This is a genomic window from Streptomyces sp. NPDC053426 (genome assembly GCF_055585405.1).
On sequence record NZ_JBVJKE010000022.1, the window covers coordinates 51,539 to 68,636 of the forward strand.

At 73.7% G+C, this 17,098-nt stretch carries 14 protein-coding genes and 1 pseudogene; 5 read left to right on the top strand and 10 right to left on the bottom strand.

Annotation, left to right across the window (positions count from 1 at the left end; genetic code table 11):
* Positions 1–41 precede the first annotated feature (41 nt).
* Positions 42–2,096, top strand: a complete 2,055-nt coding sequence (locus ACZ62B_RS33365) for a phosphocholine-specific phospholipase C (protein ID WP_344558746.1) — start codon at positions 42–44, stop codon at positions 2,094–2,096.
* Between the two features lie 27 nt (positions 2,097–2,123).
* Here ACZ62B_RS33365 and ACZ62B_RS33370 read toward each other — a convergent pair whose 3' ends face one another.
* Both ACZ62B_RS33370 and ACZ62B_RS33375 read right to left on the bottom strand, forming a co-directional pair.
* The gene (locus tag ACZ62B_RS33370) at positions 2,124–3,149 is read right to left on the bottom strand and encodes a DMT family protein (protein ID WP_468724827.1); all 1,026 of its coding nucleotides are present in this window, start codon (positions 3,147–3,149) and stop codon (positions 2,124–2,126) included.
* Positions 3,146–3,946: a phosphatase PAP2 family protein gene (locus tag ACZ62B_RS33375; protein ID WP_344558750.1), complete on the bottom strand. Its 801-nt coding sequence runs from the start codon at positions 3,944–3,946 to the stop codon at positions 3,146–3,148. The genes ACZ62B_RS33370 and ACZ62B_RS33375 overlap by 4 nt, the downstream gene beginning before the upstream one ends.
* A gap of 159 nt (positions 3,947–4,105) precedes the next feature.
* Between ACZ62B_RS33375 and ACZ62B_RS33380 the strand changes: the two genes are divergently transcribed.
* Entirely contained in the window at positions 4,106–4,720 is a 615-nt protein-coding gene (locus tag ACZ62B_RS33380) for a TetR/AcrR family transcriptional regulator (protein ID WP_344558752.1), read from the top strand.
* 140 nt (positions 4,721–4,860) lie between these two features.
* Here the strand turns inward: ACZ62B_RS33380 and ACZ62B_RS33385 are convergent, their stop codons facing one another.
* Positions 4,861–5,859: a DUF2510 domain-containing protein gene (locus ACZ62B_RS33385; RefSeq protein WP_344558754.1), complete on the bottom strand. Its 999-nt coding sequence runs from the start codon at positions 5,857–5,859 to the stop codon at positions 4,861–4,863.
* A 263-nt stretch (positions 5,860–6,122) separates the two neighbouring features.
* Between ACZ62B_RS33385 and ACZ62B_RS33390 the strand changes: the two are divergent.
* Positions 6,123–8,814, top strand: a pseudogene (locus ACZ62B_RS33390) (ATP-binding protein).
* A gap of 13 nt (positions 8,815–8,827) precedes the next feature.
* Here the strand turns inward: ACZ62B_RS33390 and pcaDC are convergent.
* From pcaDC to ACZ62B_RS33420, 6 genes are read right to left on the bottom strand one after another with little or no spacing between them, the layout of a single operon-like run.
* Positions 8,828–9,943: a bifunctional 3-oxoadipate enol-lactonase/4-carboxymuconolactone decarboxylase PcaDC gene (gene pcaDC, locus ACZ62B_RS33395; protein ID WP_468890482.1), complete on the bottom strand. Its 1,116-nt coding sequence runs from the start codon at positions 9,941–9,943 to the stop codon at positions 8,828–8,830.
* Positions 9,940–11,271: a 3-carboxy-cis,cis-muconate cycloisomerase gene (pcaB, locus tag ACZ62B_RS33400; RefSeq protein ID WP_469693204.1), complete on the bottom strand. Its 1,332-nt coding sequence runs from the start codon at positions 11,269–11,271 to the stop codon at positions 9,940–9,942. The genes pcaDC and pcaB overlap by 4 nt, the downstream gene beginning before the upstream one ends.
* Positions 11,268–11,873 carry a protocatechuate 3,4-dioxygenase subunit alpha gene (gene pcaG, locus ACZ62B_RS33405; RefSeq protein WP_344558762.1) on the bottom strand — a complete coding sequence of 202 codons (606 nt, stop codon included), beginning with the start codon at positions 11,871–11,873 and terminating at the stop codon, positions 11,268–11,270. Before pcaG ends, pcaB begins: the two co-directional genes overlap by 4 nt.
* 6 nt (positions 11,874–11,879) lie before the next feature.
* Complete coding sequence (gene pcaH / locus ACZ62B_RS33410) at positions 11,880–12,659, bottom strand: protocatechuate 3,4-dioxygenase subunit beta (protein ID WP_344558764.1); 780 nt, start codon at positions 12,657–12,659, stop codon at positions 11,880–11,882.
* Entirely contained in the window at positions 12,656–13,300 is a 645-nt protein-coding gene (locus ACZ62B_RS33415; protein WP_469693207.1) for a CoA transferase subunit B, read from the bottom strand. Before ACZ62B_RS33415 ends, pcaH begins: the two co-directional genes overlap by 4 nt.
* Positions 13,300–14,055, bottom strand: a complete 756-nt coding sequence (locus tag ACZ62B_RS33420; protein WP_344558768.1) for a CoA transferase subunit A — start codon at positions 14,053–14,055, stop codon at positions 13,300–13,302. Before ACZ62B_RS33420 ends, ACZ62B_RS33415 begins: the two co-directional genes overlap by 1 nt.
* A gap of 142 nt (positions 14,056–14,197) precedes the next feature.
* Here ACZ62B_RS33420 and ACZ62B_RS33425 point away from each other — a divergent pair, with 142 nt between their 5' ends.
* On the top strand, positions 14,198–14,662 hold the full coding sequence (locus tag ACZ62B_RS33425) for a MarR family winged helix-turn-helix transcriptional regulator (RefSeq protein WP_344558776.1): 465 nt from the start codon (positions 14,198–14,200) through the stop codon (positions 14,660–14,662).
* A gap of 3 nt (positions 14,663–14,665) precedes the next feature.
* Here the strand turns inward: ACZ62B_RS33425 and ACZ62B_RS33430 are convergent, their stop codons facing one another.
* Entirely contained in the window at positions 14,666–15,661 is a 996-nt protein-coding gene (locus ACZ62B_RS33430) for a DUF3048 domain-containing protein (RefSeq protein ID WP_469693208.1), read from the bottom strand.
* 198 nt (positions 15,662–15,859) lie between these two features.
* On the opposite strand from ACZ62B_RS33430, the gene ACZ62B_RS33435 reads away from it, so the two are divergent.
* The gene (locus ACZ62B_RS33435; RefSeq protein ID WP_344558787.1) at positions 15,860–17,050 is read left to right on the top strand and encodes a zinc-dependent alcohol dehydrogenase; all 1,191 of its coding nucleotides are present in this window, start codon (positions 15,860–15,862) and stop codon (positions 17,048–17,050) included.
* Positions 17,051–17,098 lie beyond the last annotated feature (48 nt).

Here is a 17,098-nt window from a genome sequence, read left to right on the forward strand (position 1 = left end):
CACCCCCTCAGCATCCGGCACCGTACGAGAGGCCCTCACCCATGCCCGAAGTCAACCGGCGCCGATTCCTCCAACTCACAGGCGCCACAACGGCGTTCAGTGCGCTGTCCGCGAGCATCGAGCGGGCCGCCGCGCTCCCCGCCCACCACCGCTCGGGGTCGATCGAGGACGTCGAGCACATCGTCGTCCTCATGCAGGAGAACCGCTCCTTCGACCACTACTTCGGCAGGCTGCGCGGCGTCCGCGGCTTCGGCGACCCGCACCCGGTCCGGCTCGACAGCGGCAGGTCGGTGTGGCACCAGACCAAGAGCGACGGCACGGAGGTCCTGCCCTTCCGACCGGAGGCCGACGACCTCGGCATGCGGTTCCTGGAGGGGCTGCCGCACGGCTGGTCCGACGGCCAGGACGCCTACCACAACGGCAAGTACGACCGCTGGCTGCCCGCCAAGGGCACCACCACCATGGCGTACCTGACCCGCGAGGACATCCCCTTCCACTACGCGCTCGCCGACACCTTCACCGTCTGCGACGCCTACCACTGCTCCTTCATCGGCTCCACCGACCCCAACCGCTACTACATGTGGTCGGGCCACACCGGCAACGACGGCGAGGGCGGCGGCCCGGTCCTCGGCAACGACGAACTCGGCTACGACTGGACGACGTACCCCGAGCGGCTGGAGGAGGCCGGGATCTCCTGGAAGATCTACCAGGACATCGGCGACGGCCTGGACGCGGCCGGCCACTGGGGCTGGATCTCCGACGCCTACCGCGGCAACTACGGCGACAACTCCCTGCTGTACTTCAACAAGTACCGCAACGCCGAGCCGGGCGACCCCCTGTACGACAAGGCCCGCACCGGCACCGACGCGAAGAACGGCGAGGGCTGGTTCGACCGGCTCCGCGCCGACGTCGGGGCGGGCCGACTGCCGCAGATCTCCTGGATCGCCGCCCCCGAGGCCTTCTCCGAGCACTCCAACTGGCCGTCCAACTACGGCGCCTGGTACATCTCCCAGGTCCTGGACGCGCTCACCTCCAACCCGGCCGTCTGGGCGAAGACCGCCCTGTTCATCACGTACGACGAGAACGACGGCTTCTTCGACCACGTGGTGCCGCCGCTGCCGCCGAAGTCGGCCGCGCGGGGCCGGTCCACCGTCGACGTCTCCCTGGACGTCTTCGAGGGCAGCGGCACCCACCGCGAGGGCTTCTACGGGCTCGGCCCGCGTGTGCCGATGCTGGTGGTCTCGCCGTGGAGCAAGGGCGGGTACGTCTGCTCGGAGACGTTCGACCACACCTCGGTCATCCGGTTCATGGAGCGCCGCTTCGGTGTGCGCGAGCCGGGCATCTCGCCGTGGCGGCGCGCGATCTGCGGCGACCTGACCAGTGCCTTCGACTTCTCCCGCAGGGACAGCCGGCCGGCCCGGCTGCCGGACACCGACGCCTACGAGCCGCCGGACCGCGAGCGCCATCCCGACTACCGGCCCACGCCGCCGGCCGACGCCGGCATGCCCCGTCAGGAGCGTGGGTCGCGCCCGGCCCGTCCGCTGAAGTACGCCCCCGCGGTGGACGGTTCCGCCGATCCGGCGGCCGGGAAGTTCACGCTGACCTTCGCCTCCGGCGCGCGGGCGGGGGCCGCCTTCCTGGTCACGTCCGGCAACCGGGACGACGGTCCCTGGACCTATACGACCGAGGCCGGCAAGGAGATATCGGACACCTGGAACTCGGCGTACTCCGGGGGGTCGTACGACCTGACCGTGCACGGTCCGAACGGGTTCCTCCGTGTTTTCCGGGGGTCGAACGGGGCCGCGGGGTGTGAGGTCACCGCTCGTCATGCCGGTGATGACATCCGGCTGACGTTCGTCAACGGGGGGCCGGGCGCCGTCCGGCTGCGGGTGGCCGACGGCTACGGCGGCCGTCCTGCGACCGTCACCGTCCGGCCCGGTGCGACCGTGCACCGCACCGTCGACCTGCGTTCGAGCCACCGCTGGTACGACCTGACGGTCACGTCCGCGGCCGAGCCGGCGTTCCTGCGCCGCTTCGCGGGGCACGTCGAGAACGGCCGGCCGGGCGTCAGCGACCCGGCGATCGCCACGGACTGACCGCCGTCCGGGGCTGGGCGGGGGGTGTCACGCGGCCCGGCGTTCGCGGGGTGCCGCCGCGCCCGCCCGTGCCGCCCCTGGGGGCACCTCCCAGGCCTTTGAGGCACTGGGGGAGGTACGACTGCCCGCGATGACGGGGGTGTGGCCGTCCGCGATGACGACGGCGTGGCTGTCCGTGGTGGTGACCGGGTGGTTCTCCATGGAGTCCCGCTGCCGTGCCGCGGGAGGGTCCACGTGGGGCGTCGCCCGGCTCAGCAGCAGGACGCCCCAGGAGGCGAGGGCCGCGCCGGCCAGGGTGAGGAGGATGCCCGTCGGGCCGGCGCGGAGGCGTTCGCCGAGGAGGGAGAGGCCGATCACCGCGGCCGCCAGCGGGTTCGTCAGGGTGACCACCGCGAGCGGGGCGCCCAGGCCGCCCCGGTAGGCGGTCTGCGACAGCAGCAGCCCGCCGGCCGCGAAGGCGGCCACCAGCAGCGCCACCACGACCACCTGCGCACTGAGCAGCGGGCCGGACCGGTCCGTCGCCGCGACCGTCACGGTCTGGGTGAGCGCCGAGGCCACCCCGGAGGCGACGCCCGACGCGGTCGCGTGCCGCAGACCGGGCCGGGATCCCGGCCACGACAGCAGGCCGATCAGTGACGCCGTACCGCCCGCGACGACCAGCGCCTCGGACACGCCCAGCACGTCGTCGGGAGCCGGCCCGGACGCCGTCACCAGCACCGCCGCCAGACCGGCGAGGGTGAACGCCGTACCCCGCCACTCGACCGAGCTCACCGGCCGCCCCGCGATCCGCGCCCCCATGGGCACCGCCGCGACCAGGGTGAGGGCGCCGAGCGGCTGGACCACGGTGAGCGGGCCGTACTTGAGCGCCACCACGTGGAGCAGCGCGGCCGAGGCGTTCAGCGCGACCGCCCACCACCAGGCGCCGTCGGCCAGCAGTCGCAGCGTGCCGGTGCCGGAGGACCGGGAGGCCAGCCGTTCCTGGGCCACCGCGGCGGCGGCGTAGGCGACGGCGGAGACGAGGGACAGCAGGACGGCCACGACGACGGCGCTCATCGGCCCGCCCCCGCGAGCGCCCGGTCCCGCGCCGGTGCGTCCGGTACGTGAGGGGCCCGTGCCCGTCCCGCCCCCGTGTGCCGCGGCAGGCGCAGCACCACGAGCGCGAGGCCCAGCAGCGCCGCCGCCACGAGCGCGTCCAGCCAGAAGTGGTTCGCCGTCCCCACGATCACCAGCAGCGTCACCAGCGGGTGCAGCAGCCACAGCCACCGCCACCACGCGCGCGTGGCGACGACCAGGCCGACCGCCACCATCAGCGCCCACCCGAAGTGCAGCGAGGGCATCGCCGCGAACTGGTTCGACAGCCCGTCGGCCTCCGGCGGGCCGTACACCGACGGGCCGTACACCCGCGCGGTGTCCACCAGCCCCGTGGCGGCGAGCATCCGCGGCGGGGCGAGCGGGAACACCAGATGCAGCACCAGCGCGGCGGCGGTGACCGCCGCCAGGACCCGGCGCGCCCAGACGTAGTGGGCCGGGCGGCGCAGATAGAGCCAGACCAGGAAGGCCGCGGTGGCCGGGAAGTGGACGACCGCGTAGTAGGTGTTCGCGAGGTGCGCGAGCCCGTCGCCGTGCAGCAGCAGGGACTGCACCGCGCCCTCGCCGGGCAGGCGCAGCGCGCGCTCCAGGTCCCACACCTCGCGGCCGTTGCGGTACGCCTCGCCGGTGTGGCCGGTCGCCAGTCGCCGACCGAGCTTGTAGACGAGGAAGAGCCCCGCCACCAGCAGGAGTTCACGGACGAGCGGCGGACGCGCCGACGCGTCGGACCCCGCGGGTCCAGGCTCCTTGCGGCCACTCATCCCCGGGCCCTTCCTGTCGTGGTGCAGACGGTGCGCGCGGGTACCGACTCTCATCGATACGGGTTCGTACCGATACGCCAGTGTACCGATACGGTCGCGTACCGGTACACTGGCGTATCGATGACGTACGCCTCACACGAGGGAGCAAGGAGCCGAGCGATGACGTCGCAGGACGCGGACCGACCCGGAGCGGCCGGAACCTCGCGCCGCTCCAAGATCACCCCGGAGCGCGAGCGGGAGTTCTTCGACGCCGTGCTGGACCAGATCCGCGAGTGCGGCTACGACGCCGTGAGCATGGAGGGCGTCGCCGCCAGCACGCGGTGCAGCAAGTCCACGCTGTACCGGCAGTGGCGGACCAAGCCGCAGTTCGTCGCCGCCGCCCTGCGCTCCAACCGGCAGGCGCGGTTCGCCCGCATCGACACCGGCACCCTCGCCGGGGACCTGCGCGAGGCGGCGCGGTGCGCGGGGGAGTGGTCGCCGAAGGACGCCACGCTGCTCCAGGCGCTCGGGCACGCGGTCATCCAGGACCGGGAACTGGCGCAGGCGCTGCGCGAGGCACTGGTCGACCCGGAGATCAGCGCGCTGGAGGAGATCCTGCGGCGCGGCGTCGAGCGCGGGGAGGTCGCCGCCGGGAACCCGGCGCTGGAGTACGTCCCGGCGCAGCTCTTCGGCGTGCTGCGGGTCCGGCCCACGCTGGAGGGCCGCAACGCGGACGCGGACTATCTGCTCCGGTTCGTCGAGGCCGCCGTACTGCCGGCCCTCGGCCTCGAATGAGACGCAGGCCGCCGTCGACGGGATGACCGCACGGCGGCCTGACCGCGCCGCACCGTGGGGACGGGGGCGGCGCCCACCCCGGCCGGGTGGGGCACCCTCTGAGCGGAGGGGTGCCCCACCCGGCCGTCAGACACGGGGGATCAGACGTCCTGCCCGTTGCCGCCACCGCCCGAGGACACCTCGATGCCCTCGGTGATCTCGTCGAGGACGGACTGCTCCTGGTCGGTGTCCACCCCGAAGCGGACCACGACGAACTGCCGCGGCTGCGCGGGGGACGGGAAGGCCAGCGACTGGACGTACCCGTCGGAGCCCTTGCTGGTGACCGCCTTCCAGCGCACCAGATAGCCCTTCTGCCCGGCCACGGTCACGGCCTTGGACGCGAGGACGTCGTGCGAGGTGATCTTCCCGTAGGCCTCACCGCCGTAGCTCTGCTCGGCGTTGGCGGAGATGTCCGCCTTGGCGACCTCCTCGGCGGTGGAGCCCTTGGTGCCGAACGCCAGGGCCGGCGCCGAGTACGCCCCGCCCTTGGTGCAGGTCTTGGAGGTGTCGCCGGGGCAGTCGTACGAGTTCTCCGACGTCACCGAGGCGCCCACATCCGACTCCTGGCCGTACCAGCCGTCCGGGATGGGCAGACTGATGCCGCTCAGCGCGTCGGTCACCGACCCGCTCTCGATCCGCGGCGCCTCGGACCCGTCCGGCGCCGGCTCCTCACCACCGGAACCCCCGGAGCCGCCGTCCGAGCCGCCGGACCCTCCGTCCTGCCCGCCCGAGTCACCGAACGGCCCGCCGTCCCGTCCGTCCGGCCCCTGCGAGGTCGTGGTGCCGCCGTCACCGCCGTCGTCCGTCAGCGCGTACACACCCACACCGATGCTCGCCAGGACGGCGACGGCCGCCGCCACGGCTATCCCGTTCCGCACCCGCCGGCCCCGCCCGGGCGGCGCCGGAGCGGGATACGCCGGGTAGGCCGGATACGCCGGCCCGCCCGCGCCGCCCGGCGCCGGGGGCCCCCAGGCGGCGGCCGGCCCCACCGGACGGACCTGCTCCGTCCAGGCCCTGCCGTCCCACCAGCGCTCGGTGGCCGGCCCCTCATTCGTCTGCCCGGGATCGGGGTACCACCCGGGAGGAGTCACCTGCGTCATGCCCATACCGTATGAGGCCTCGGTGAAAGCCGGATGAGAGAGCCCCGTCACACCTCCGCTGCGACCGTCCCGGAGATTGTCATCTCCCCGCCCCTTGACAGGAGTTGACCATCAGGACGCCTGGTGAGGGGCGGGACGCGTCGACCCGGCGGGGCCGTGTCACCCGTCACGGCAACACGTGGCGCGAGCGGCCACCGCTCGGACCGCGGGGGGACTACGCTCAAGGTCTGTACGTCATTCGGGCGACTCGGGGAGGTAGCGGGATGACGGAGGTACGGCCCTCGGCCGCCCCCTCGGCCGGCCTGTGGGAGCGCGACGAGGAAGTCGCCGCCATCACACGGGCCGTCGACACCCTGTGCGCGGACCGCTCCTCACCGGGCGGCCTGCTGGTGCTCCGGGGTGAGGCCGGACTCGGCAAGACCGCGCTGCTCGCCGAGACCCGCCGCATCGCCGAACGGCGCGGCTGCACCGTGTGGTCGGCCCGCGGCGGCGAGACCCTGCGCACCGTCCCCTTCAACGTCGTACGCCGGCTCCTCCAGCCCGCGCTGGTGCCGATGCTGCCGGAGGAGGCCCGCGAGTACCTCGGCGACTGGTACGACATCGCCGGCCCCGCCCTCGGCATAGCCGACCCCGGCGAGGGGCACGCCGACCCGCAGGGCGTGTGCGAGGGACTGGTCGCCGCCGTGCGCCGGCTGGCCCGCCGGGACTGGCCGCTGGTCCTGCTGATCGACGACGCGCACTGGGCCGACCAGGAGACCCTGCGCTGGCTCGCCGCCTTCGCCGAACGCCTGGCGGACCTGTCCGTCCTCGTCGTGGTCGCCCGCCGGTCCGGCGAGATCTCCGGAGTCGGCGCCCGGTACCTGGACGCCGTCGCCGCCGCGGCCGACCACCCCGTCACCACCCTCAGCGTCCTCACCCCGGAGGCCGCGGCCGGACTCACCCGCGCCACCCTGGGCGAGAACGCCGACGCCGCGTTCTGCCGCGAGGTCTGGGCCGTCACCGGCGGCAACCCCTACGAGACCGTCGAACTCCTCGCCAAGGTCCAGGACAGCGAACTCGAACCCGTCGAGGCCCACGCCGGCGAACTGCGCGACCTGAACCGCTCCGCCCGCGGCGGCGGACTCGTCGCCCGCCTGGAACAACTCGGCATAGACGCCACCCGGTTCGCCTGGGCCGCCGCCATCCTCGGCAACGACATCACCGTCGGCCTGGTGGCCCGGCTCGCCACCCTGGACGCCGACGCCGCCGCCCGCTGCGCCGAACTCCTGCGCAGCGCCCGCATCCTCACCGCCCCCGACCCGTCCGCCACGGGCCGCACCGCCACCGCCGACCTCGAGTTCGTCCACCCCCTGATCGCCACCGCCGTCTACAACTCCATCCCCGACGCGCTGCGCCGCGCCATGCACGGCATCGCCGCCCGGATCGTCACCGACTCCGGACGCGGTGCCGCCGCGGCCGCCCGCCACCTCATCGAGGTGCACCCGGACGACGACGGGGAACTCGTCTGGCAACTGCGCGAGGCCGCCCGCGAACACCTCGCCGTCGGCGCCCCGGACGCCGCCCGCCGCTGCCTGGAACGCGCCCTGGAGGAACCGCCCCGCCCCGAGGTCCACGCACACGTCCTCTACGAACTGGGCTGCGCCACCTTCCTCACCGCACCCGCCCGTACCATCGGCCACCTGCGGGCCGCCCTCGGCATGCCCGGCCTCGACGGCGACCGGCGGGTGGACGCCGTGGTCCGCCTCTCCCAGGCGCTGCTCCACAACGACCAGCTCGAGGAGGCCGTCCGCACGGTCGAGGCGGAGGCCGCCCGGCTCGAACCCGGCCCCGCGCAACTGCGGCTGCGGACCGTGCAGTTCATGTGGGAGGGCATCCACGCCGGCGAGGCCGCCTCCCCCGGCCGCTCCGAGCGGCTGGCCGAACTCGCCGCCACCTGCACCGGCCGGGACAACTCCGAACGCGCGCTGCTCATCGTGCGCGGCTTCGACGCCATGATGCGCGGCGAGAACGCCGAGGAGATCGTGGAGATCTGCGACCGCGCCCTCGTCAACGGCCGCCTCGCCCCGGGCCTCGGCTGGACCGACCCCGAGTGGGGCATCGAACTGCTGCTGATGCTGGCCGACACCTATGCCTACACCGACCGCCTGGACCGCGCCGAGAGCCTCTACCACGAGGGCCTGAACGCCTACGAGACGGCGGGCTGGAGCGGGGGCCACCTGGTCCTGGCGCACGCCTACGTGGGTCTCGGGCACCGCAGGCGGGGCCGGCTGCCGGAGGCCGAGGCGTCCCTGCGCGAGTCCCTGCGCCTCGCCGAACGCGTCGGCCGCGGACTGCCCCTGTACTGGACGGCCACCTGCAACCTCGTCGACACCCTGCTCGCCCGCGGCCGGGCGGGCCGACGAGGCCTGGGAGGTGGCCGAACGGCACGGCTTCGCACCGCCCTACCCGTCCACCATCGTGCTGCCCGACCCGCGCTCCGTACGCGGCCGGCTGCTGCTGGCCGTAGGCCGCACCAAGGACGGCATCAACGAACTCGAGGCGGCCGAGAAGGCGGCCGCCGCCCGCGGTCACCACAACCCCGTGCACGTCTTCGCGACCGCCGACCTCGCCCGCGCCCTCGCCGGCGAGGACCCGGCCCGCGCCGCCCGGCTGGCCGTCGACGTCCGCCGGCGGGCCGAACGGCTCGGCACGGACACCGCCATAGGGGAGGCCCTGCGCGCCGCCGCCGCCCTGGAGACCGGCCAGCGCGCGGTCCGCCTCGCCGCCCAGGCGGTCACCTACCTGGAGTCCTCCCCCTGCCAGTACGAACACGCCGCGGCCCGCGTCGAGTACGGCATCCTCGCCCGTTCCGTCCCCGACCTCGAGCGCGGCCTCGCCCTGGCCCGCTCCTGCGGCGCGGACGGCCTGGTGGAACGGGCCGGACAGGAGCTCAGGACGGGCGTGGGACCGCGCTAGGGGACGCCCCGGGTCACTCCTCCTCCGCCAGCACCCGCTGGGCCGTCGCGAACGCCGAGTTCGCCGCCGGGACCCCGCAGTACACGGCCGTCTGGAGCAGCACCGCCCCGATCTCCTCGGGGGTGAGCCCGTTCCGGCGCGCCGCGCGGACGTGCAGGGCGAGCTCGTCGTAGTGGCCGTGCGCGACCAGCGCCGTGAGCGTGATCATGCTGCGTTCGCGGCGGGTGAGGGTGGGATCGGTCCAGATCTCGCCCCAGGCGTAGCGCGAGATGAAGTCCTGGAAGCGTGCCGTGAACGGCGTCTGCCGGGCCTGCGCCCGGTCCACGTGCGCGTCGCCCAGCACCTCCCGGCGCACCTCCATCCCGCGCCGGGCGGCCCCGCCGAAGTGGGTCCGCAACGCGGTCAGCACCGCCTCCGGGCGCTGTGCCGGCGCCAGGTGCGAGGCGCCGGGGAGCTCCACCAGAGTGGCGTCCGGCACCGCGTCCGCGATCTCCCGCAGATGCTCGGGCGGCGTCGCCGGGTCCTCCCGGCCGGCCACCAGCAGCGTCGGCACGGACACCTCCGCCAGCCGGTCCCGCAGATCGAACGCGGCCAGCGCGTCGCAGCAGGCGGCGTACGCCTCAGGGTCGGCCTCCCGGTGGTCCCGGACCAGCCCCGGCACGGTGAACCCGGACGTGAACCAGCGGGCGTCCGCGCCCTGGGCGAGTTCGGCGAGCCCTCCGCCGCGCACCCGCGCCGCCCGCTCCTCCCACGGCCCGGCGCCGTTGAAGTGTGCCGAGGAACAGATCACGGCCAGCGACGACAGCCGGTCCGGATGGTGCACGGCCAGGTGCAGTCCCACCGCGCCGCCCAGCGAGACGCCCGCGTACGCGAACCGCTCGATGCCGAGCGCGTCGGCGAGCGCGAGCACCAGACCGGCGAGATCGCCGACGGTCGCCCCGGGACCGATCAGCCCCGCCGCCGAACCGCCGTGCCCCGGCAGGTCCCAGCGGACCACCCGGTGCGCGGCCGACAGCTCGGGCGCCACCTTGTCCCACAGGGCGTACGACGTGCCGAGCGAGGGGCCGAGCAGCAGCGGGGGAGCGGAAGCGGGGCCTTCTTCGAGGTGGTGGAGAAGTCGGTCGGTCAACGTCGCTCCAGGGCACGGTCGGTGAGGGCTCCGGCGGAGCCGGTGCAACGGGCGGGGTCGGTCGCCGCGGTGAGGTCGACCCCCTTCAACTCGGGTTCCGAGGAAAGCAGTTCGCCGAGGCCGCAGCCCTCGTCGTACACCCGCCGGGCCAGTTCCGTCAGCAGCTCCTTCGCACGGGCGCGGCCGAGGACCGGCGCCAGTTCGGCGGAGAGCCGCTCGGAGACGATCAACCCGTGGGTGAGGCCGAGGTGTTCGCGCATCGTCTCCGGGCGCACCCGCAGCCCTTCGGTCAGCTCGGCCGCGTCGCGGGCGGCACCGCCGACCAGGCGGAGCAGGTCCCTGAGCGGTTCCCACTCGGCGTGCCAGGCCCCGGCCGGCCGTTCGTCCTCGGCGACCAGTGAGCCGTACAGCGTGGCCGCGAGCTGCGGCGCGCGCCGGGCCGCCGCCGCGATCAGCGTCGAGCGGACCGGGTTCGCCTTGTGCGGCATGGCGGACGAGCCGCCGCCGCTGCCCTCGGCGACCTCCGCGATCTCGGTGCGGGAGAGGGTGAGGACGTCCGCCGCGAGCTTGCCCAGGGCGCCGGCGGCGAAGGCGAGGGCGCCGGCGAGGTCGGCGACCGGTGTGCGGAGCGTGTGCCAGGGCAACAGGGGTTCGGCGAGGCCGAGTTCACGGGCGTACGCGCCCGGCAGCGCGGTCGGGTCCCCGGCACCGTACGCGGAGAAGGCCGCCAGCGTCCCGGCCGCGCCGCCGAGCTGCGCGGGCAGCGAGCCGCGTACCGCCGTCACCCGGTCCCGCGCGTCCAGCACCAGCGACCGCCACCCGGCCGCCTTCAGCCCGAACGTCGTCGGTACGGCGTGCTGGGTGAGCGTCCGGCCCGGCATCGGGGTGTCGCGGTGCTCGGCGGCCAGGTGGGCCAGGGCCCGCCGGCAGCGGTCGAGGTCGGCGAGGACCGGGCCCAGGGCACGGTGGGCGACCAGCATCATCGCCGTGTCCATGATGTCCTGGCTGGTCGCCCCCCGGTGCACGTACGGGCCGTACTCCCCGCCCACCGTCCGGGTCAGCTCCGCGACCAGCGGGATCACCGGGTTCCCGCCGTCCCGCGCCCGCCCGGCGAGGGACGCGGCGTCGAACCGGCCGGGCTCGGCCGCCTCCGTCACCGCCGTCGCCGCCCGGGCGGGGACGAGCCCCAGCGCGGCCTGGGCGCGGGTCAGCGCGGCCTCCGCGTCGAGCAGCGCCCGCAGGAACGCCGCGTCCGCCGTCTCGGCGGCGGCCGGGGAACCGGCCCACCCGGGGGCGAGCAGACCGGCGTCGGAATCGGCTGATGTCACTGGAACTCCAGGAAGACCGTCTCGCCCTCGCCCTGAAGGCGGATGTCGAAACGGTACGTGCCGGCGCCCTCCTCGCCCGCGACCAGCGTGTCGCGGCGGTCGGTGCCGAGCCGGGACAGCAGCGGGTCCGCCGCCAGCGCCGCCTCGTCGCCCGGCAGGTAGATCCGGGTGAACAGGTGCACCAGCAGCCCCCGCGCGAACACGCACACACTGAGGTACGGCGCGTTCCCCCCGCGCGCCCCGGGGCGCAGCGTACGGGCGTACCAGTGGCCGTTCGCGTCGGTCTGGATCCGTCCGAAGCCGGTGAACTCCACGCCGTTGCGGCCGAGGAAGCCGCCGCTCGCCGGGTCCCGGCGCATCGAGCCGTCCGCCGTCGGCACGTTCCCCTCGGGATCCGGCCCCCACAGCTCCAGCAGCGCGTCCGGCAGCGGCCGGCCCTCCCCGTCGTACACGTACCCGTGCACGGTGACGGTGTCCGGGTGCCCGAGCGGCGCGATGTCCTCGCCGCCGGGGAAGGGCAGGGCGTGGCCGTAGAAGGGGCCGACCGTGTGCGACGGGGTGGGCAGCACGGTCTCCGGACGCGTGGTGTCGATCTTCGTCATGGCGGTTCAGCGCCCCTCTTCCATCCAGGTGGCCCGCGGTCCGTCGAGCACGATGTCCCAGTGGTAGCCCATCGAGAACTCCGGCACCGACAGGCTGTGGTCGTACGTCGCTATCAGCCGCTGCCGTGCGGCGTCGTCGGTCACCGACTGGATGATCGGGTCGTACGGGAAGAGCGGATCGCCGGGGAAGTACATCTGCGTCACCAGCCGCTGGGTGAACGACGTGCCGAAGACGGAGAAGTGGATGTGGGCGGGCCGCCAGGCGTTGAGGTGCTGGCGCCACGGGTAGGGGCCCGGCTGGACGGTGGTGAAGTGGTAGCGGCCCTCGTCGTCGCTGAGGGTGCGGCCCACGCCGGTGAAGTTCGGGTCCAGCGGGGCGTCGTGCCGCTCGCGCTGATGGGCGTACCGGCCGGCCGAGTTGGCCTGCCAGATCTCCACGAGCTGGCCGCGCACCGGCCGTCCGTCGCGGTCCAGCAGCCGGCCGGAGACGGTGATGCGCTCGCCGACGGGCTCACCGGTGTGCTGCCGGGTGAGGTCGTTGTCGATCTCGGTGATGTCCCGCTCCCCGAACGCGGGGGAGGACAGCTCCACCAGCTCGGGGTCCTTGGTGACGTCGATGGCGACCGGGGGCTGCTTCGGGTGGCGCAGCACCGAGGAGCGGTACGGCGCGTAGTCGCGGCGCGGCTGGTGCTCGACGGGCGCGCCGTCGGCGACCCGCTTCTCGTACGCGGCGTGCTCGGCCGCGATCTCCCGGTCGATGTCGGCTTGGGTGAGTACGTGGGTCACGACAGGCCCTCCGCGAGGGTGAGTCCGGCTCCGGTCTTGGCGGTGATCTCCTCGGCGGTCACGCCGGGAGCGGTTTCGACGAGGACGAGTCCGTCGCCGGTGACGTCGAGGACGCCGAGGTCGGTGATGATCCGGTCCACGCACTCCTTGCCGGTCAGCGGCAGCGAGCACTCCGTCACGATCTTCGGCGAGCCGTCCTTCGCGGTGTGGGTCATCACCACGATCACCGTGCGGGCGCCGTGCACCAGGTCCATCGCGCCGCCGATACCGGTGACGAGCTTGCCTGGCACCGCCCAGTTGGCCAGGTCACCGCGGACGGACACCTGCATCGCGCCGAGGACGGCGACGTCGATGTGCCCGCCGCGGATCATCGAGAACGACAGCGCAGAGTCGAAGAAGGAGGCGCCCGGAAGGACCGTGACGGTCTCCTTCCCGGCGTTGATCAGGTCGGGATCGACGGCGTCCTCGGCGGGGTAGGGGCCGGTGCCCAGGATGCCGTTCTCGCTCTCCAGCACCACCTCGACACCCGGCGGGAGGTGGTTGGGTATGAGCGTGGGCAGGCCGATGCCGAGGTTGACGTACTGGCCGTCGCTCAGCTCCCGGGCCGCCCGCGCGGCCATCTCTTCCCGTGTCCAGGCCATCAGCCGCTCACCGTCCGCCGCTCGATCCTCTTGTCCGCCGCCTGCTCGGGCGTGAGGGCGACCACCCGCTGCACGAACACGCCCGGCAGGTGCACCGCGTCCGGGTCGAGGGCGCCGGGCTCGACCAGCTCCTCCACCTCCGCGACCGTCACCCGGCCCGCCGTCGCGGCCAGGGGGTTGAAGTTGCGGGCCGACTTGCTGAACACGAGGTTCCCGTGCCGGTCGCCCTTCGCCGCCCGCACCAGCGCGAAGTCGGTGCGGATGCCGCGCTCCAGCACGTACCGGGTGCCGTCGAACTCCCGGACCTCCTTCGCGGGCGAGGCGAGAGCCACCCCGCCGGAGCCGTCGTAGCGCCAGGGCAGCCCGCCCTCGGCGACCTGCGTGCCCACCCCGGCCGGGGTGTAGAACGCCGGGATGCCGGCGCCCCCGGCGCGCAGCCTCTCGGCGAGCGTGCCCTGCGGGATCAGCTCCACCTCCAGCTCACCGGCCAGGTACTGCCGGGCGAACTCCTTGTTCGCGCCGATGTAGGAACCGGTCACCCGGGCGATCCGGCCCGCCGCCAGCAGCACCGCGAGCCCGGACTCCATCGCCCCGCAGTTGTTCGAGACGACCGACAGCCCGCCGACGCCCCGCTCGTACAGCGCCTGGATCAGCACGTTCGGCACACCGCTGAGGCCGAAGCCGCCCACCGCCAGTGACGCGCCGTCCGGCACGTCAGCCACCGCCTCCGCAGCCGAGGCGACCACCTTGTCCATCCGAGGAACTCCATCCCTTCCAGGCGACCCGATGACCATTTAGTCAGCGCACTGAGTATTTACGCGAGGTGGCTTCCCTGTCCAGTACTCTTCTGATCCCACTGAAAATCAGTGCACCGATGAAACGACCGGGAGAGCGCACATGGCCGCCGTGGACCTCACCACCCATCCCGGGCACCTCGCCCGGCGGCTCCAGCAGGCGCACCACCTGCTGTGGAACACGATGGTCTCCGAGGAGATCACCTCGCCGCAGTTCGCGGTCCTCAACGCGCTCGTCGCCGAGCCGGGCCTGGACCAGCGCACCGTGGGGGAGCGGGTCGGCCTCGACCGGTCCACCATCGCCGAGGTGATCGGCCGGCTCATCCGGCGCGGGCTGCTGGACAAGGTCCGCGATCCGCAGGACGGCCGCCGCTTCCTGCTGCGCCTCACCGACGACGGCGTGCGCACCCACCGCAGGCTGACGGTGCGCACCGCGCGGATGAACCAGGTCTTCCTGGCCCCGCTCGACGCCGACGAGCAGGCGCTCTTCATCGACCTGATCCGGCGGGTGGCCGACGCGGCCGAGGGGCTGCGCGACCCGGCCCCCACCCTGACCGCACCGCGCTGAGGCTCAGGGCGTCTTCGCGTACACCACCCAGACCTGGCCGCGCGCGAAGTTCATCGCTTCGCCGGAGCCGGTGCTGAACGAGGTGCCGTCCTCGGCCGCGGGCCGCTTCCAGTTCGCCTCGTAGGCGCGTCCGCCGCGCAGCACGGTGGCCTTCCCGGAGCCCACCGTCTCGGTGTACGGGGTGTTGTTGCCGAGGAAGTCCCGGAACCCGGAGCGGCGCACGGTCACGTACTGCACCACGACCGTCGCGGGCGCCAGCCGCTCGCCCTCCGTGGTGAGCGCCGGGGCGCCGTCCATCGAGACCAGCCAGCGGTCGCGGGCACCGGACCAGGTGAAGGTGAAGCGGGCGGCCGGGTAGCGCACCGTGAGCTCGTTCCGGGGCTCGCCGTCCGCCGGCGGCCGGCCGAAGCGGAAACCGGTGGTCAGGGCGGCCTCGCCGGGCGGGTCGTCCATGAGCCGCTCCGGTCGCAGGTACAGGTTGTGGGGAGCGGACCGGCCGGCGCCCCGGGTGTAGGCCCCGGGCTCCGACTCGGGCGTCACCGCCTCGAGCGGTGCCCGCTCGATCAGCGGCATCAGCTTGCTCTGCGCCCCGGAGTAGGCCAGCACCGGCCGGTCGAACTGGCGCAGCAGCTCCAGATCCGACTCCCGGGCGCTGCGCACCGGACCGACGGACTCCGGCAGCTCGGTGGCGTACACGGCGATCAGTCTGCTGCTCCCGCCCTCGACCTGTTCGGCGTACACCACGTCGGCGGCGTCCACGCCGGTCTGGGGCCGGGCCGCGGGGGCGTTGTCGACCTTCACGGCGAGTACCGGCGGGACGTCCTGTCCGCCGGGCCGTGTCGGCGACTCGTCCGGCGAACCCCGTCCGTCGTCGCGCGGCCCGTTTGGCGTCGTGCACCCCGCCGCCAGACCGGCCGCCAGCAACGCGGCCATCAGCACCCTCGCCCCCGTGCCGCGCCGCCGGCGCGCCCCTCGCTGCTCCGTGCCCACCGTCGCCACCGTGTTCGCCTCATGTCATCTGTTGTCTTGATTGTGCGCTTTTCCTATCGTTGCTGGCCATAGTCGATCAGGGGTGGTCCCGCGCGGTGGCTTCCGCCGATCGGCTCAGCGACCGGCGGTTCGGCACACGGCCGCTCGGGTACCCGGACGCCCACCGCACGAGCGACACACCGGCCACCACGGAGGGAGCGGGCGGCGATGAGGGCACTGACCTGGCAGGGAAAGCGGGACGTGAGGGTGGAGAACGTGCCCGATCCCCGGATCGAGGAGCCGACGGACGCGGTCATCCGCATCACCTCCACCGGACTGTGCGGATCCGATCTGCATCTGTACGAGGTCCTCACCCCGTTCATGACCCCGGGCGACATCCTCGGCCACGAGCCGATGGGCATCGTCGAGGAGGTCGGCGCGGCGGTGCCCGACCTCCAGGCCGGCGACCGGGTCGTGGTGCCGTTCCAGATCGCCTGCGGCAACTGCTGGATGTGCCTCACCGGACTGCCCACCCAGTGCGAGACCACCCAGGTGAACGCCGAGGGCATGGGCGCGGCCCTGTTCGGCTACACCCGGCTGTACGGCGCGGTACCGGGCGCCCAGGCCGAGTACCTGCGGGTCCCGCAGGCCCAGTACGGCCCGATCAAGGTCCCCGAGGGGCCGTCCGACGACCGGTTCGTCTACCTCTCCGACGTCCTGCCCACCGCCTGGCAGGCGGTCGAGTACGCCGGTGTCCCGCGGGGCGGCAGCGTCGCAGTGCTCGGACTCGGCCCCATCGGCGACATGGCCTGCCGGGTCGCCCAGGTCAAGGGCGCCGGGAGGGTGTTCGGCGTGGACCTGGTCCCGGAGCGGCTGAACCGGGCGAAGGAGCGGGGCGTGGAGACCTTCGACCTGCGCTCCTTCGACGACGAGAAGGAACTCGTCACCGCGATCCGCGACCGGACCGACGGCCGCGGACCCGACGCCGTGATCGACGCCGTCGGCACCGAGGCGCACGGCAGCGCGGCGGCCCGCATGGTGCAGAACGCCTCGGCGCTGCTGCCCCGCAAACTCAGCGGACCGATGGCGGAACGCTTCAGCGTCGACCGGCTCGCCGCCCTGCACACCGCGATCGAACTGGTGCGGCGCGGCGGCACCATCTCGGTCATCGGCGTCTACGGCGGCATGGCCGACCCGATGCCCATGCTCACCCTGTTCGACAAGCAGATCCAGATGCGCATGGGCCAGGCGAACGTCCGCCGCTGGAGCGACGAGATCATCCCCTACCTCACCGACGAGGACCCGCTCGGCGTCGACGACTTCGCCACCCACCACGTGCCGCTCGCCGAGGGCCCGGACGCCTACGCGATGTTCCAGAACAAGCGCGACGGCGCGGTCAAGGTGCTGATGCGGCCCTGACCCACGGCCCGCCGTGACGAAGCGGGAAGCCGAGACCCCCGGCTTCCC

Bases quoted from the DNA above. Each gene is read 5' to 3' on its own strand.
- ACZ62B_RS33375 (WP_344558750.1), bottom strand. From the start codon at position 3,946: ATGAGTGGCCGCAAGGAGCCTGGACCCGCGGGGTCCGACGCGTCGGCG.
- ACZ62B_RS33415 (WP_469693207.1), bottom strand. From the start codon at position 13,300: ATGGCCTGGACACGGGAAGAGATGGCCGCGCGGGCGGCCCGGGAGCTG.
- ACZ62B_RS33365 (WP_344558746.1), top strand. From the start codon at position 42: ATGCCCGAAGTCAACCGGCGCCGATTCCTCCAACTCACAGGCGCCACA.
- ACZ62B_RS33385 (WP_344558754.1), bottom strand. From the start codon at position 5,859: ATGACGCAGGTGACTCCTCCCGGGTGGTACCCCGATCCCGGGCAGACG.
- pcaG (WP_344558762.1), bottom strand. From the start codon at position 11,873: ATGACGAAGATCGACACCACGCGTCCGGAGACCGTGCTGCCCACCCCG.
- ACZ62B_RS33380 (WP_344558752.1), top strand. From the start codon at position 4,106: ATGACGTCGCAGGACGCGGACCGACCCGGAGCGGCCGGAACCTCGCGC.
- ACZ62B_RS33370 (WP_468724827.1), bottom strand. From the start codon at position 3,149: ATGAGCGCCGTCGTCGTGGCCGTCCTGCTGTCCCTCGTCTCCGCCGTC.
- ACZ62B_RS33420 (WP_344558768.1), bottom strand. From the start codon at position 14,055: ATGGACAAGGTGGTCGCCTCGGCTGCGGAGGCGGTGGCTGACGTGCCG.
- ACZ62B_RS33435 (WP_344558787.1), top strand. From the start codon at position 15,860: ATGAGGGCACTGACCTGGCAGGGAAAGCGGGACGTGAGGGTGGAGAAC.
- ACZ62B_RS33425 (WP_344558776.1), top strand. From the start codon at position 14,198: ATGGCCGCCGTGGACCTCACCACCCATCCCGGGCACCTCGCCCGGCGG.